The following is a 15367-nucleotide window of genomic DNA, read 5'->3' on the forward strand; positions in this document are numbered from 1 at the left end:
GACTCGGAATGCTCATGTAGGCCCCTAAAGTCGAACGCGACCCCGGCCGTTCCTCGCCTGTTTTTGCCTTGCCTGACCTTCGCTCGCCGACTTTTCGTACAGAACCTAGCTTCGGCAGCTGCCGAAGAACCTCGAAAGCGCAAGGCTACGCAGAGCGTGGGGGGCGGTCAATCTTCATGCGGCGCGAAGACCGGCCAATCGCGCTCGAAAAGGAGAACCCTTGCCAATTGACGCCCCTCCCTCGCCCATGCTCTCCTACACGCCTTGTTACGGGTGCCCTTCACAGGGTGAAACGGGAAACCGGTGCGTCACAGGCCAACAGCCTTGATCAGTCCGGTGCTGCCCCCGCAACGGTAAGCGAGCGAAGAGTCAGATCCACTGTGCCAGCAGTCCGGCATGGGAAGGCGATTCTTGCAGGCCAGGCGCAAGCCCCGCCCCTCGCGAGCCCGGAGACCGGCCCGCTACACAGTCATAACAAACCCGCGGTGGGCGGGCGCTGTTAATTCCCCGCGAGCCCGCCTCGCGAGGTCTTGCTGCGTTCGATCCAGCCGCTGACACACCAGAGGGAAGCGCCATGTCGAGCATCAGCAGCACCAGCCACTCCACCAGCAGCACCGCCACCCTGAGCCAACGCCTGGTCGCCGCCATCGGCGCCTCGATCCTCGGTGCGTGCCTTGTGTATTTCGCCGGTTTCTCCCATCTCGAAGCGGTGCACAACGCCGCCCACGATACCCGTCACAGCGCTGCCTTCCCTTGCCACTGAGACCTGCCGAGATGATCAAGCGTATCGCGCAAACCGCGGGTTTCACCGGGTTGCTGGCGGCCCTGTTGCTGACCCTGCTGCAAAGCTTCTGGGTCGCGCCGCTGATCCTCGAGGCGGAAACCTACGAGAAGGCCCCCGCCGCCTCCGAAGTTCATGAACACGCCGCCGACACCGCCGCCCATAGCCACGACGCCGAAGCCTGGGAACCGGAAGACGGCTGGCAGCGCGTGCTGTCCACCACCGGCGGCAACCTGGTGGTCGCCGTGGGGTTCGCCCTGATGCTCGCCGGCCTCTACACCCTGCGCGCGCCGAGCCGTACCTCCCAGGGCCTGCTCTGGGGCCTGGCCGGTTACGCGACCTTCTGCCTGGCGCCGACCCTCGGCCTGCCGCCCGAACTGCCGGGCACCGCCGCCGCGGACCTGGGGCAACGGCAGGTCTGGTGGGTCGGCACCGCCGCCTCCACCGCGGTCGGCATTGCCCTGATCGTCTTCGCTCGCCACTGGCTGCTGAAAGTGCTGGGCGTGGCCATCCTCGCCGTGCCGCACCTCATCGGCGCGCCGCAGCCGGAAGTGCATTCGATGCTCGCACCGGAAGAACTGGAAGCACAGTTCAAGATCGCTTCGCAGTTGACCAACGCCGCGTTCTGGCTGGCCCTGGGCCTGATCAGCGCCTGGCTGTTCCGCCGCAAGAGCGACGATCAGTACTCGGCATGACGGCTGCCAGCACAGCGCCGACCCTGGTGGTCGGCCTGGGCTGCCAGCGGGGCTGCCCGGTGGAGACCTTGCGCGCCCTGCTCGACCAGGCCCTGGCCGCCCACCGCATCGACCTCGGGCAGATCAAGGCCCTGGCCAGCATCGACCTGAAACGCGAGGAACCCGGGCTGCTGGCCCTGGCCGCGCAACTGGGCCTGCCCCTGACCTGTTTCAGCAGCCGCCAACTGACACCTTATGTGTTGCAACTCAGCCATCGTTCGCAGATCGCCTACGAGCGCACCGGCTGCTACGGGGTCGCCGAAAGCGCCGCCCTGGCCCTGGCCGAACACCTGGCCCGAGGCCCGGCAAAGCTGCTTATCCCACGGCAGAAATACGCCCAGGCGACCCTCGCCTTGGCCTGCTCCGGGTAAATCTTCGATAATCGCCGCCGCTGATCATGAGCAATCTTCATCTGTGAGGTTGCCTCGCCCCTTTTTTCACAGGAGAACGCCATGACCGTCTTTTTTATCGGCGCAGGTCCCGGCGACCCGGAACTGATCACCGTCAAGGGCCAGCGGCTGATCCACAGCTGCCCGGTCATTATCTATGCCGGCTCCCTGGTGCCCGAAGCCGTGCTCCAGGGCCATAGTGCCGGACAGGTGGTCAACAGCGCCGAACTGCATCTGGAACAGATCATCGAGCTGATCAAGGACGCCCACGCCAAAGGCCAGGACGTGGCCCGGGTACATTCCGGCGACCCGAGCCTGTACGGCGCCATCGGCGAACAGATTCGCTGCCTGCGCGCGCTGGGCATTCCCTTCGAGATCATCCCCGGCGTAACCGCCACCGCGGCCTGCGCCGCCTTGCTGGGGGCCGAACTGACCCTGCCGGACGTCGCCCAGAGCGTGATCCTGACCCGCTATGCCGACAAGACCTCGATGCCCGCCGGCGAGGCATTCGCCGGCCTGGCCGCCCACGGCACCACCATGGCGATTCACCTGGGGGTCAACCACCTGGAAAAGATAGTTGCCGAGCTGCTGCCCCACTACGGCGTCGACTGCCCGATTGCCGTGGTGCACCGGGCGACCTGGCCGGACCAGGACTGGGTGCTGGGCACGCTGGCGGACATTGCCGAAAAGGTCCAGGCCAAGGGGTTTCGGCGCACGGCGCTGATCCTGGTGGGCCGGGTGCTGGCCACCGACGCCTTCAGCGAGTCGTCGTTGTATCGCGCGGGGCATGCACATTTGTATCGGCCCTGAGGCCTTATCGCGAGCAAGCTCGCTCCTACAAAAGCATGCGCATTCCTCTGTAGGAGCGAAGCTTGCTCGCGATCCAGGCGCCGCGGAGCAACTGGGGCCACATACATCCGGGCATAAAAAAACGGCGCTCACGGGGCGCCGTTTTTTTCTGTTCGCAGCGAACACCTTACTTAGTAGTAGGCGTTTTCTTTCTGCGTGTGGTCGGTGACGTCACGTACGCCCTTGAGCTCGGGAATGCGCTCGAGCAGGGTGCGCTCGATGCCTTCCTTCAAGGTCACGTCGGCCTGGCCGCAACCCTGGCAACCACCGCCGAACTGCAGCACGGCGATGCCGTCCTCGACCACATCGATCAGGCTGACCTGGCCGCCGTGGCTGGCCAGCCCCGGGTTGATCTCGGTCTGCAGGTAGTAGTTGATGCGCTCGTTGATCGGGCTGTCGGCGTTGACCATCGGTACCTTGGCGTTGGGCGCCTTGATGGTCAGCTGGCCGCCCATGCGGTCGGTGGCGTAGTCGACCACCGCGTCATCGAGGAAACCTTCGCTGAAGGCGTCGATGTAGGCGGTGAAGCTCTTCAGCCCCAGGGCTTTGTCTTCGGGTTTTTCTTCACCCGGCTTGCAATAGGCGATGCAGGTCTCGGCGTACTGAGTCCCGGGCTGGGTGATAAAGATGCGGATGCCAATGCCCGGGGTGTTCTGCTTGGAGAGCAGATCAGCCAGATAATCGTGGGCGGCGTCGGTAATGGTAATAGCGGTCATGGAAATTCCTCGCAGGCGTGGGCGCAGTTTACGCCAATCGGCGTGCCGGACAAAGTCCTAGTATTTTTGTCGGGATAGACCTTGGTCGATAGGCCCGCATTAGGCGGTCAACCCAACGCCTGGGATTTTTACCAGGCTCTTGCGGGATGGGCCGGGCCGGAACCTGAGGGCTCCGGCCCGGAATTTCAAGGGCTTGGCGCCGTCAGAGGTTCTCGTAGCGGTTCATGTCCAGTACGCCCGCCTCTTTCGGATCGGTCTCGAGGATGTACTGGGTCTGGTCATGGAAGTACTGCCAGAACTGCGGATGGCTGCGACGGATGCCCCAGCGCTCGACGATTTTCTCGAAACGGTGGGCGTCCTTGGCGTTTTCCATCTCGGCCACGAACGCCGGCACTTGCCCGGCGGGAATATTGAACATGAAGTTCGGGTAGCTGCTGAGCACGCCCGGGTAAATGGTCAGGGTGTCCAGGCCCGGCTGGTAGCGCAGCGACTCGCCCAGCAGGAACGCCACGTTACTGTGGGCGCGGTTGCGCAGCATGCTGTAGAACACCCGCTGGCCGCTTGGCGCCTGGATGCGCAGCATGGTGGCCTCCGGTAGCAGGTCGATGACCCGCATGCCGGCCGCCGGCCGCGAAACCAGGCCGCTGAGGGCCTGTTCGGCATTCTGCAGCGCCGGGTCGATGTTCGGCCGCGAGCAGTAGGCGCCGTCACAGCGGTTGATCGGATCGGGCCGCGCATTGAGGTCGCCGTAACGGCTCAGCAACTGATTGGCGAAGTCGCGTTTCGGGTCCTTCTCGTCCAGGGCCAGGGCGCTGGCCTTGTCGTCGTCGATGGACTCGTAGTCCAGCCACATCTTGAACTTGCCACTGTTCTGGTACCAATCGTCGAGGAAGTCCTCGCGGGTGCCGGCGGGCATCAGGCGCAGGAAGTTCTGCTCGGCGCCGTTGCGGATCAGGTCGAAGTACAGCCGGGTCTGCGCCTGGTGCGAGACGTTGCCGAACACGTCGAAGTTGACCGCCAGCTGGTAGTAGGTGCGCTCCAGCAGTGGGTAGTCGAACAGCCACATGGTCTGCGGCACCTCGCCGATCAGGCCCTTGGTCACCGAGGCGCTGTCGAAGTGGCGGAAGATGCTCAGCAGCGCGTTGTCGTTGCCCGCCCACAGGGTCGACCAGCTTGGCGCCGGTGCGTTGGCGTAGGAGTCGCGACGCAGGATCTCGTATTCGTTGCGCTTGTCGCGGTAGGCCAGCCACAGGCTCAGCACACTGCCGACGTCGTCGTTCTGCCCGGGCATGGCCAGCAGCGGCGTGGCCTGGCCGCGGTAGGCCGGGTCGGTGATGTAGAGGTCGTGTTCCGGGGCCTGGAACAGCGCCCAGAAGTTGTCGCGGATCACGTCGGTGGCGATCTGCCCGCGGCACACCGGGCCGCGGATAAAGGTGCGCACGAAGTACTCGGCGTTATCCAGCATGAACTGGTAGCGGGCCCTGGCCGGAATCGCCTCGAAGGTCTCGAACGGGTTGGCGCGGCGGCCCGGGCCATAGCCCGGCAGAGCGCTGACCTGATAATCGCCGCTGTAGAACAGGGTCTTGATCCGCGCCATCTTCGCCGCGCTCAGCGGGTAGGTGATGTGGGTCTTGTGCACGATCACCCCCTGCACCGGCCACAGGCGGTAATACACCTGGGTGCCCGGGTCGTCGTTGGGGCGGCGGGTGTTGATCAGGTCGATCGGCTGGCCGCTCGGCGTGCGCGAACGCACCCACTGGAAGAAATGCCCCGGCTCGCCGCCCTCGAAATAGATGTGGGCGAGGAACCAGTGCTCGAACAGCCAGCGGGCCACCAGGCTTTCCCGGGCGCCCGGGGCATTGAGCAGGTTTTCCCACTGCAGCACCTGCATCGCTTCCTTGGCGCTCGGCGCCAGGCCCTGTTCGTCGATCGGCGCACCGGAGGCCAGCCAGCGTTGCAGCGTCTGGTATTGCTGATCGGTCAGGCCGGTCACCGCCAGCGGCATGCCTTCGCGCGGATGGGCCCTGGCATAACCATCGAATTCGGCCGGTTGCGCGCACATGTTCTCGCGGTTCAGGCCCAGGACGATGTCCTCCGGCAGCTTGGCGTTGGGTTGCAACGGCGTCTTGTGGCCCAGCTCCAGCATGCGCGCCATCAGCGCCGCCTGGCTGCCCTGGGCGTCGAGCACCGAATAGAAGCCCATGCCCTGCCAGGCGTGCTTGCCGGAAGCGTCGTAGAACAAGCGGGTCGGCGTCTGCGCCTTGCTGCGTTCGCCGTCGTACACCGGGATCTTCGAGGCGCCACGGGCCGCGCCCTCGCCGCTGCCCAGGTTGAGCTGGCACGCCGAGTCGTAGCAGGCATGGCAGGCCACGCATTTCTCGGTGAAGATCGGCTGGATATCGCGAGTGTAGGAGATCGCTGGCGCGGGATCCTGGGCGCTGGCGAACGAACTTAAAAGCAGCAGCACACTGCCGATGACAACGCGGTAAGACATATCCCTGGTCCAATCCATAAGAAAATCCGGCGATTCTACCGGGCCGGCACCGCCACCAACATGAGCGATATTCATGCAAAACCGCCACATACTCTAAAAGCGCACAGGTTTGCTATGATCCTCGCCCTTCGTAATGGCCCTTCCAGGTAGTCTTTCATGTCCGATCGCAGCACGCGCCTCCAAGCCCTTCAGCAAGCCCTCAAAGAGCGCATCCTGATTCTCGACGGCGGCATGGGCACCATGATCCAGAGCTACAAGCTCGAGGAGCAGGACTACCGTGGCAAACGTTTCGCCGACTGGCCGAGCGACGTCAAGGGTAACAACGACCTGCTGGTGCTGACCCGTCCGGACGTGATCGGCGGCATCGAGAAAGCCTACCTGGATGCCGGCGCCGACATCCTCGAGACCAACACCTTCAACGCCACCCGGATTTCCATGGCCGACTATGGCATGGAAGCGCTGGTCTACGAGCTCAACGTCGAAGGCGCGCGCCTGGCGCGCAAGGTCGCCGACGCCAAGACCCTCGAGACCCCGGACAAGCCGCGCTTCGTCGCCGGCGTGCTGGGCCCGACCAGCCGCACCTGCTCGCTGTCGCCGGACGTCAACAACCCCGGCTACCGCAACGTCACCTTCGACGAACTGGTGGAGAACTACACCGAGGCCACCAAGGGCCTGATCGAGGGTGGCGCCGACCTGATCCTGATCGAGACCATCTTCGACACCCTCAACGCCAAGGCGGCGATCTTCGCCGTGCAGGGCGTGTTCGAAGAACTGGGCCTCGAACTGCCGATCATGATCTCCGGCACCATCACCGACGCCTCGGGCCGCACCCTGTCCGGGCAGACCACCGAAGCCTTCTGGAACTCGGTGGCCCATGCCAAGCCGATCTCGGTGGGCCTGAACTGCGCCCTTGGCGCCAGCGAACTGCGCCCCTACCTGGAAGAGCTGTCGAACAAGGCCAGCACCCACGTATCGGCGCACCCCAATGCCGGCCTGCCCAACGAATTCGGCGAGTACGACGAGCTGCCGGCGCAAACCGCCAAGGTCATCGAAGAGTTCGCCCAGAGCGGTTTCCTGAACATCGTCGGCGGCTGCTGCGGCACCACCCCGGGGCATATCGAGGCCATCGCCAAGGCCGTCGCCGGCTATGCGCCGCGGCAGATCCCGGACATCCCCAAGGCCTGCCGCCTGTCGGGCCTGGAACCGTTCACCATCGATCGCCAGTCGTTGTTCGTCAACGTCGGCGAGCGGACCAACATCACCGGTTCCGCCAAGTTCGCCCGCCTGATCCGTGAAGAGAACTACACCGAAGCCCTGGAAGTCGCCCTGCAGCAGGTCGAGGCCGGCGCCCAGGTGATCGACATCAACATGGACGAAGGCATGCTGGACTCGAAGAAGGCCATGGTGACCTTCCTCAACCTGATCGCCGGCGAGCCGGACATCTCCCGCGTGCCGATCATGATCGACTCCTCCAAGTGGGAAGTGATCGAAGCCGGCCTCAAGTGCATCCAGGGCAAGGGCATCGTCAACTCCATCAGCATGAAGGAAGGCGTCGAGCAGTTCATTCATCACGCCAAGCTGTGCAAGCGCTACGGCGCCGCCGTGGTGGTGATGGCCTTCGACGAAGCCGGCCAGGCCGACACCGAGGCGCGCAAGAAGGAAATCTGCAAACGCTCCTACGACATCCTGGTCAACGAAGTCGGCTTCCCGCCGGAAGACATCATCTTCGACCCGAACATCTTCGCCGTGGCCACCGGCATCGAGGAGCACAACAACTACGCGGTGGACTTCATCCACGCCTGCGCCTACATCCGCGACGAGCTGCCTTATGCCCTGAGCTCCGGCGGCGTGTCCAACGTGTCGTTCTCGTTCCGCGGCAACAACCCGGTGCGCGAGGCGATCCACTCGGTGTTCCTGCTGTATGCGATCCGCAACGGCCTGACCATGGGCATCGTCAACGCCGGCCAACTGGAGATCTACGACCAGATCCCGCAGGAGCTGCGCGACGCCGTGGAGGATGTGATCCTCAACCGTACCCCGGAAGGCACCGACGCCCTCCTCGCCATCGCCGACAAGTACAAGGGCGATGGCAGCGTCAAGGAAGCCGAGACCGAAGAGTGGCGCAACTGGGACGTCAACAAGCGCCTGGAGCACGCCCTGGTCAAGGGCATCACCACGCACATTGTTGAGGACACCGAAGAGTCGCGGCTGTCCTTCGCCCGCCCGATCGAAGTGATCGAAGGCCCGCTGATGGCCGGCATGAACATCGTCGGCGACCTGTTCGGCGCCGGCAAAATGTTCCTGCCCCAGGTGGTGAAGTCGGCCCGGGTGATGAAGCAGGCCGTGGCCCACCTGATCCCCTTTATCGAGCTGGAAAAAGGCGACAAGCCGCAAGCCAAGGGCAAGATCCTCATGGCCACGGTCAAGGGCGACGTGCACGACATCGGCAAGAACATCGTCGGCGTGGTCCTGGGCTGTAACGGCTACGACATCGTCGACCTCGGCGTGATGGTGCCGGCGGAGAAGATCCTCCAGGTGGCCAAGGAACAGAAGTGCGACATCATCGGCCTGTCCGGCCTGATCACCCCGTCGCTGGACGAGATGGTCCACGTTGCCCGGGAAATGCAGCGCCAGGACTTCCACCTGCCGCTGATGATCGGTGGCGCCACCACCTCCAAGGCTCACACCGCGGTGAAGATCGAGCCCAAGTACAGCAATGACGCGGTGGTCTACGTCACCGACGCCTCGCGCGCCGTGGGCGTGGCCACCCAGTTGCTGTCCAAGGAGCTCAAGGCCGGTTTCGTCGAGCGCACCCGCGAAGAGTACGTGGAAGTCCGCGAGCGCACCGCCAACCGCAGCGCCCGCACCGAGCGCCTGAGCTACCCGGCGGCCGTGGCCAAGAAACCGCAGTTCGACTGGAACAGCTACCAGCCGACCGTGCCGACCTTCACCGGCGCCAAGGTGCTGGACAATATCGACCTGCGGGTCCTGGCCGAATACATCGACTGGACGCCGTTCTTCATCTCCTGGGACCTGGCCGGCAAGTTCCCGCGCATCCTCGAGGACGAAGTGGTGGGTGAAGCCGCCACCGCGTTGTACAAGGACGCCCGGGAAATGCTCGACAAGCTGATCGACGAGAAACTGATCAGCGCCCGCGCGGTGTTCGGCTTCTGGCCGGCCAACCAGGTGCAGGACGACGACCTGGAAGTCTATGGCGAGGACGGCCAACCCTTGGCCAGGCTGCACCACCTGCGCCAGCAGAGCATCAAGACCGACGGCAAGCCGAACTTCTCCCTGGCCGACTTCGTCGCGCCCAAGGACAGCGGCGTGACCGACTACGTCGGTGGTTTCATCACCACCGCCGGCATCGGCGCCGAAGAAGTGGCCAAGGCCTATCAGGACAAGGGCGACGACTACAACTCGATCATGGTCAAGGCCCTGGCCGACCGTCTGGCCGAGGCATGCGCCGAGTGGCTGCACCAGCAGGTGCGCAAAGACTACTGGGGCTACGCCAAGGACGAACAACTGGACAACGAGGCCCTGATCAAGGAGCAGTACAGCGGTATCCGCCCGGCCCCGGGTTACCCGGCCTGCCCGGACCATACCGAGAAGAGCACCCTGTTCGCCCTGCTCGACCCCGAGGCCAGCGAAGGCAAGGCCGGGCGCAGCGGTGTGTTCCTCACCGAACACTTCGCCATGTTCCCGGCGGCGGCAGTCAGCGGCTGGTACTTCGCCCACCCGCAGGCGCAGTACTTCGCCGTGGGCAAGATCGACAAGGACCAGGTCAACAGCTACAGCGCACGCAAAGGCCAGGACCTGGCCGTGACCGAGCGCTGGCTGGCGCCAAACCTGGGCTACGACAACTGAAATGGCAGGAGCGAGCGTGCTCGCGATGGACGTCAACGATGACGCGGCGAATCTGAAGAATCGCGGTGTCTTGGCGTTCTGAGCGCGAGCAAGCTCGCTACAGGGTGCATGGCCAGGGCTACGCAGAAATTGTCTATGCTTTCCTCACACCCACCTGTGTCGAGGGATTTATGGACGACCCCATCAACGACAAGCCGCCAACCCTTTGGCAGATGCTGCAAAGCATCGCCGCTGCCGCCTTTGGCGTGCAGAGCGGCAAGAACCGCAAGCGCGACTTCACCCACGGCAAACCCAGCCATTTCGTGATCCTGGGCATTCTGTTCACGGCGGTGTTCGCCTTGACCCTGTTCGGTATCGTCAAGCTGGTGCTGCACCTGACGGGGCTTTGAACGCCTGTCAGCGCAGTAACAGATTCAGCGAGAAGGGGTAACGGTAGCCCGCTGGCTTCCCCTGGGCCGACAGCCCGCGGAAGTCCACGCCGTATTGCTGTGTCCCCTGCAACGCCAGCAGACGCTGCGCCTGGACCTTGTCCAGGAGTTGGAACACACCCAGTTGCCAGTTCGGGCCACCATGGGCCGCAGGACTGAGCCCCCGGGCGTCGTCGTTGAGCACCACCATCGCCCAGCCCCCCAGGGTGAAGTGCCCGGCGATCAGCGCCGTCAGGCGTCCGTCGATCAGCGCCTGCAAGGCCTGCGGCGAGCTGTTCAGGGCGCTGAACAGCACATCCTTGCCCGGTTGCCGCCCCTGCTGTTCCAGCGCCGCCATCGCCCCCAGGGCCATCTCGTCGTTGGCCGACCAGACCAACTGCGTCTGCGGATAGCGCTTGAGCAACTGCTGGGCCTGCTCAAAGGCGCGCTGGCGATTCCACTCGCCATACACCAGCTGGCGCAACCGAACCTCCGGGTGCTCGGCCAGCGCCCGCTGCAGGCCCTGTTCACGGGATTGCGCCACTGGGGTGTTCTTCACCCCCGAGAACGCCAGCAGGTCGATGTACTGCCCGGGAGCGAGCGGGCCGTGACGGCGAATCAGCTCGTTGAGCATCAGGTAGCCGGCTTCCTCGTCGTTGGCGATCATGCTGCCGATCCAGTCGGGATAACGGCTCTCGCGCTCGCCCAGCAAGCGTTGCTGATCGGCGGTCAGCGCGTTGTTGACGATGAACAGCTTGACCCCGCTGCCCCGGGACAGGCGCAGGATCTCTGGCGCGACGTATTGCTCGTTGACCACCACCAGGTAATCCGGCTGGTCCGGGCCCTGCAGGGCTTCCCGGGCCTGGCGGATGGTGGTTTGCGGATCGCGCTGCGAATAACGCACGCGCAGATCCAGGCCGAGGTCGTTGGCCGCGGCCTGCATGAACTGTGAATAACCAACCCAGAAGGCTTCAGTAGAATTGCCCGGGTTCAGAAACACCACCGAAGTGGCATGGGCCACGGCCCAGAACGACCCGCTCAGTACTAGCGGCAGTACCAGCAGATACCTACCTAACACCTTCAACATTGCGACCAGAGTCCCGGAATATTGCCCTGCAGTATAACTGGCAAAATACTGGCCAATGTCGGCAAATCGTCATTTCCCACAGACAATTCGGACTCTGCTCATCGCTTGACCGCAACTATTGATGACTGACCCAGAACACCGCCGTTCCCACGACCAGAATGATCAGAAAGAGAATGGCCCAAGCATCGACAGCGCTGTCGCTTTTCCTTGCCTTGGTTGGATTGCTCATAGCATCGCCTCTTGTCGGTTTTATCGGTGACTGCACAAAGACTCGAGCACAGTTAAGTCGAGGATTGCCCTCACCACAAATGTGGGTTTGGGCCGGTCGGATACCGTTAGTCGTTTTGGTTCTTTGCATATACTCAAACATCACTTTTGCGCATAACTGCAAACTGGTATCTTCGCCCGGCTCCGTTGGGAGTGCGCGGCCGTGCGCGCAGAATTTCTTGGGTGACATCCGCCTCTGCGTCACCTGATAAGCCTGAGAACAGGATCTATATGTACGTATACGACGAGTACGATCAGCGGATCATCGAGGACCGCGTCAAGCAGTTCCGTGATCAGACCCGGCGCTATCTGGCAGGCGAGCTGAGCGAAGAAGAATTCCGCCCTCTGCGCCTGCAGAATGGCCTCTATATCCAACGTTTTGCCCCGATGCTGCGGGTGGCGGTGCCTTATGGCCAGCTGACTTCGCGCCAAGCACGGATGATGGCCAAGATCGCTCGCGACTACGACAAGGGCTACGCCCACATCAGTACCCGGCAGAACGTGCAGTTCAACTGGCCGGCGCTGGAAGACATCCCGGACATCCTGGCTGAGCTGGCGACCGTGCAGATGCACGCCATCCAGACCAGCGGCAACTGCCTGCGCAACGTCACCACCGACCAGTTCGCCGGCGTCGCCGCGGATGAACTGATCGACCCGCGCCCCTGGTGTGAAATCGTCCGTCAGTGGACCACCTTCCACCCTGAGTTCGCCTACCTCCCGCGCAAGTTCAAGATCGCCATCAACGGTTCGACCTCGGACCGCGCGGCCATCGAAGTCCACGACATCGGCCTGGAGCCGGTGCACAACGCCGCCGGCGAGCTGGGCTTCCGGGTCCTGGTCGGTGGCGGGCTGGGCCGGACCCCGGTGGTTGGCGCCTTCATCAACGAGTTCCTGCCGTGGCAGGACCTGTTGAGCTACCTCGATGCCATCCTGCGGGTCTACAACCGCTACGGCCGGCGTGACAACAAGTACAAGGCGCGGATCAAGATCCTGGTCAAGGCCCTGACCCCAGAGGTGTTCGCCGAGAAGGTCGAAGCGGAAATGACCTACTTGCGCGGCGGCCAGACCACCTTGACCGAGGCCGAAGTGCATCGCGTGGCCAAGCACTTCGTCGATCCGGACTACAAGGCCCTGGTCAACCAGGACGCCGAACTGGCCGAGCTCGACAAACAATATCCGGGCTTCGCCCGCTGGCGCACGCGCAACACCCTGGCCCACAAGAAGCCGGGTTATGTCGCCGTGACCCTGTCGCTGAAGCCCACCGGTGTAGCCCCGGGCGACGTCACCGACAAGCAGTTGGACGGCATCGCCGACCTGGCCGATCGCTACAGCTTCGGCCAGCTGCGCACCTCCCACGAGCAGAACGTGATTCTCGCCGACGTCGAGCAGAGCCAGCTGTTCACCCTGTGGGGCGAGCTGCGCGAGCAAGGTTTCGCGACGCCGAACATCGGCCTGCTGACCGACATCATCTGCTGCCCGGGCGGTGATTTCTGCTCCCTGGCCAACGCCAAGTCGATCCCGATCGCCGAATCCATCCAGCGCCGTTTCGACGACCTGGACTACCTGTTCGACATCGGCGAGCTGGACCTGAACATCTCCGGTTGCATGAACGCCTGCGGCCACCACCACGTGGGCCACATCGGCATCCTCGGCGTGGACAAGAAAGGTGAAGAGTTCTATCAGGTTTCCCTGGGTGGCAGCGCCAGCCGCGACGCCAGCCTGGGCAAGATCCTCGGCCCGTCCTTCGCCCAGGAAGACATGCCCGACGTGATCTCGAAGCTGATCGACGTGTACGTGGAACAACGTACCGAAGACGAGCGCTTCATCGACACCTACCAACGTATTGGCATCGACCTCTTCAAGGAGCGCGTCTATGCAGCGAATCATTAAGAACAACGAGGTCATCGACGAAACCTGGCACCTGCTGCCCAAGGACGCGACCCTCGACGGCATTTCCAACTGCGACGACCTGATCGTGCCGCTGGCCCTGTGGCGCGAACACGCTCATGCCCTCAAGGCCCGCGACGGCGGCCTGGGCGTGTGGCTGGACAGCGATGAAGAAGCCGAAGAGATCGGCGATGACGTGCAGCACTTCCAGGTCATCGCCCTGAACTTCCCGGCCTTCACCGATGGCCGCAACTACTCCAACGCTCGCCTGCTGCGTGACCGTTACGGCTTCAAGGGCGAGCTGCGGGCAATCGGCGACATATTGCGCGACCAGCTGTTCTACCTGCGCCGCTGCGGGTTTGACGCCTACGCCCTGCGTGCCGACAAGGATCCGTACGAAGCCCTGGAAAGCCTCAAGGACTTCTCCGTGACCTACCAGGCCGCCACCGACGAACCGCTGCCGCTGTTCCGTCGCCGCTAAGGCCCGCGCCAACAAAAAGCCCTGGACCGGGAAACCGGTCCAGGGCTTTTTTGTGCCTGCCCTTTTTTATCCCGCCGTCCGCCCCCCTGTAGGAGCGAGCTTGCTCGCGATAAATCCCAAGGCAACATGAATTCCCGAAAAACGCGGTGCTGCGACCTCCATCGCGAGCAAGCTCGCGCCTACAGGAGGCCGCGGCGGCCTTACCAGAAACGCTGCTGGCTCAGGCGACTCCACCAGGTCAGCAGCACACGGTCGATAGAACCGCTGGCCGCCAGCCCTACCCGCTCCTGCAGGCTCTTGCGCTCGGCGTAGTGCAGGTGGAACAGCTCGGCGCTCTTGGCGCGTTCGGCCAGGTACTCGTCGCTGGTTTTCAGCTCGTCGACCAGCTTTTTCTCCTGCGCCGCGACACCCAGCCAGACTTCACCGGTGGCCACCTCGTCGATGACCAGTTGTGGCCGGTAACGGGAGACGAAATTCTTGAACAACTGATGGGTGACGTCCAGGTCCTCCTGGAATTTCTCCCGACCCTTTTCGGTGTTTTCGCCAAACACGGTCAGGGTGCGCTTGTATTCGCCGGCAGTCAGTACTTCAAAGTCGATGTCGTGCTTTTTCAGCAGGCGGTTGACGTTGGGCAACTGCGCCACCACGCCGATCGAGCCGAGGATGGCGAACGGCGCGCTGATGATCTTCTCGCCGATGCACGCCATCATGTAGCCGCCGCTGGCCGCGACCTTGTCGATGCACACCGTCAATGGCACGCCAGCCTGGCGAATCCGCGCCAGTTGCGACGAGGCCAGGCCGTAGCTGTGCACCATGCCGCCAGCGCTTTCCAGGCGCAGCACCACTTCGTCCTTGGGCGTGGCCAGGCTCAGCAGCGCGGTGATTTCGTGGCGCAGCCCCTCGGTGGCCGAAGCCTTGATGTCGCCGCTGAAATCCAGCACGAACACCCGCGGCTTTTCCTCGTGCTGCTTCTTGTGTTTTTTCTCGGCCTTGGCCTCGGACTTGCGCAGCGCCTTGAGCTGGTCCTTGTCGAGCAGGCTCTGCTCCAGGCGCTCGCGCAGGCCTTTGTAGAAATCGTTGAGCTTGCTCACATGCAACTGCCCGGCGCCCTTGCGCCGGCCTTTGCTGCGCAGTGAGGCAGCGGTGATCAGCACCACCAGGATGGCGATGACCAGGGTGACGGTTTTGGCCAGGAAACTGGCGTACTCGGAGAGAAACTCCACAGGGACTCCTTAAAGACGTGCATCACTGCCAACACGTGGCGGAATGGCTCCAGCATACCGGTGCAGCCAGGCATCGACCAGTCGCGAAACCTCCTGTTACCGTGCTCTAACGAGCATTTCAAACAAGCGTATGTTTTTTCATTGACAGCTCACCGGCATCCTCATAACCTCGCAAAACTTTCAAC

General features: G+C 63.5%; 12 protein-coding genes and 1 riboswitch. Of the genes, 8 read left to right on the plus strand and 4 right to left on the minus strand.

The window, feature by feature from the left end; all coding sequences use genetic code 11:
- Window positions 1–254 precede the first annotated feature (254 nt).
- Window positions 255–476, plus strand: a riboswitch (cobalamin riboswitch).
- A 98-nt stretch (window positions 477–574) separates the two neighbouring features.
- The 4 genes from IF690_RS18220 (at window position 575) to cobM (ending at window position 2714) form a co-directional block, all read left to right on the plus strand.
- Window positions 575–763, plus strand: a complete 189-nt coding sequence (locus tag IF690_RS18220; RefSeq protein WP_202696800.1) for a CbtB domain-containing protein — start codon at window positions 575–577, stop codon at window positions 761–763.
- Window positions 764–774: 11 nt separating this feature from the next.
- On the plus strand, window positions 775–1476 hold the full coding sequence (locus IF690_RS18225) for a CbtA family protein (protein ID WP_202696801.1): 702 nt from the start codon (window positions 775–777) through the stop codon (window positions 1474–1476).
- Window positions 1473–1886, plus strand: a complete 414-nt coding sequence (locus IF690_RS18230) for a cobalamin biosynthesis protein (RefSeq protein ID WP_202696802.1) — start codon at window positions 1473–1475, stop codon at window positions 1884–1886. Before IF690_RS18225 ends, IF690_RS18230 begins: the two co-directional genes overlap by 4 nt.
- An 81-nt stretch (window positions 1887–1967) precedes the next feature.
- Entirely contained in the window at window positions 1968–2714 is a 747-nt protein-coding gene (cobM, locus tag IF690_RS18235; protein ID WP_202696803.1) for a precorrin-4 C(11)-methyltransferase, read from the plus strand.
- A 170-nt stretch (window positions 2715–2884) separates the two neighbouring features.
- Here cobM and nfuA read toward each other — a convergent pair whose 3' ends face one another.
- Together nfuA and IF690_RS18245 are read right to left on the minus strand one after the other, a co-directional pair.
- Window positions 2885–3469 carry a Fe-S biogenesis protein NfuA gene (gene nfuA, locus IF690_RS18240; RefSeq protein WP_009049665.1) on the minus strand — a complete coding sequence of 195 codons (585 nt, stop codon included), beginning with the start codon at window positions 3467–3469 and terminating at the stop codon, window positions 2885–2887.
- Between the two features lie 202 nt (window positions 3470–3671).
- The gene (locus IF690_RS18245; protein WP_202696804.1) at window positions 3672–5963 is read right to left on the minus strand and encodes a fatty acid cis/trans isomerase; all 2292 of its coding nucleotides are present in this window, start codon (window positions 5961–5963) and stop codon (window positions 3672–3674) included.
- Window positions 5964–6119: 156 nt separating this feature from the next.
- On the opposite strand from IF690_RS18245, the gene metH reads away from it, so the two are divergent.
- Window positions 6120–9830 carry a methionine synthase gene (gene metH / locus IF690_RS18250; protein ID WP_202696805.1) on the plus strand — a complete coding sequence of 1237 codons (3711 nt, stop codon included), beginning with the start codon at window positions 6120–6122 and terminating at the stop codon, window positions 9828–9830.
- A 170-nt stretch (window positions 9831–10000) separates the two neighbouring features.
- Complete coding sequence (locus IF690_RS18255; RefSeq protein ID WP_202696806.1) at window positions 10001–10219, plus strand: DUF2970 domain-containing protein; 219 nt, start codon at window positions 10001–10003, stop codon at window positions 10217–10219.
- 7 nt (window positions 10220–10226) lie between these two features.
- Here the strand turns inward: IF690_RS18255 and IF690_RS18260 are convergent, their stop codons facing one another.
- Entirely contained in the window at window positions 10227–11324 is a 1098-nt protein-coding gene (locus IF690_RS18260) for an ABC transporter substrate-binding protein (RefSeq protein ID WP_202696807.1), read from the minus strand.
- 498 nt (window positions 11325–11822) lie between these two features.
- On the opposite strand from IF690_RS18260, the gene IF690_RS18265 reads away from it, so the two are divergent.
- Entirely contained in the window at window positions 11823–13481 is a 1659-nt protein-coding gene (locus IF690_RS18265; RefSeq protein WP_202696808.1) for a nitrite/sulfite reductase, read from the plus strand.
- Window positions 13465–13959 carry a DUF934 domain-containing protein gene (locus IF690_RS18270; protein WP_009049671.1) on the plus strand — a complete coding sequence of 165 codons (495 nt, stop codon included), beginning with the start codon at window positions 13465–13467 and terminating at the stop codon, window positions 13957–13959. The genes IF690_RS18265 and IF690_RS18270 overlap by 17 nt, the downstream gene beginning before the upstream one ends.
- 200 nt (window positions 13960–14159) lie before the next feature.
- Here IF690_RS18270 and sohB read toward each other — a convergent pair whose 3' ends face one another.
- Window positions 14160–15182, minus strand: coding sequence for a protease SohB (gene sohB / locus IF690_RS18275; protein WP_202696809.1), 1023 nt, complete (start codon window positions 15180–15182; stop codon window positions 14160–14162).
- Window positions 15183–15367: the final 185 nt, after the last annotated feature.

The organism is Pseudomonas sp. SK3(2021), assembly GCF_016772375.1.
Classification (GTDB): Bacteria; Pseudomonadota; Gammaproteobacteria; order Pseudomonadales; family Pseudomonadaceae; genus Aquipseudomonas; species Aquipseudomonas chlororaphis_I.

Excerpts from the sequence above, each read along its gene's own strand:
- IF690_RS18220 (WP_202696800.1), top strand. The coding sequence starts at position 575 with ATGTCGAGCATCAGCAGCACCAGCCACTCCACCAGCAGCACCGCCACC.
- IF690_RS18225 (WP_202696801.1), top strand. The coding sequence starts at position 775 with ATGATCAAGCGTATCGCGCAAACCGCGGGTTTCACCGGGTTGCTGGCG.
- IF690_RS18230 (WP_202696802.1), top strand. The coding sequence starts at position 1,473 with ATGACGGCTGCCAGCACAGCGCCGACCCTGGTGGTCGGCCTGGGCTGC.
- cobM (WP_202696803.1), top strand. The coding sequence starts at position 1,968 with ATGACCGTCTTTTTTATCGGCGCAGGTCCCGGCGACCCGGAACTGATC.
- nfuA (WP_009049665.1), bottom strand. The coding sequence starts at position 3,469 with ATGACCGCTATTACCATTACCGACGCCGCCCACGATTATCTGGCTGAT.
- IF690_RS18245 (WP_202696804.1), bottom strand. The coding sequence starts at position 5,963 with ATGTCTTACCGCGTTGTCATCGGCAGTGTGCTGCTGCTTTTAAGTTCG.
- metH (WP_202696805.1), top strand. The coding sequence starts at position 6,120 with ATGTCCGATCGCAGCACGCGCCTCCAAGCCCTTCAGCAAGCCCTCAAA.
- IF690_RS18255 (WP_202696806.1), top strand. The coding sequence starts at position 10,001 with ATGGACGACCCCATCAACGACAAGCCGCCAACCCTTTGGCAGATGCTG.
- IF690_RS18260 (WP_202696807.1), bottom strand. The coding sequence starts at position 11,324 with ATGTTGAAGGTGTTAGGTAGGTATCTGCTGGTACTGCCGCTAGTACTG.
- IF690_RS18265 (WP_202696808.1), top strand. The coding sequence starts at position 11,823 with ATGTACGTATACGACGAGTACGATCAGCGGATCATCGAGGACCGCGTC.
- IF690_RS18270 (WP_009049671.1), top strand. The coding sequence starts at position 13,465 with ATGCAGCGAATCATTAAGAACAACGAGGTCATCGACGAAACCTGGCAC.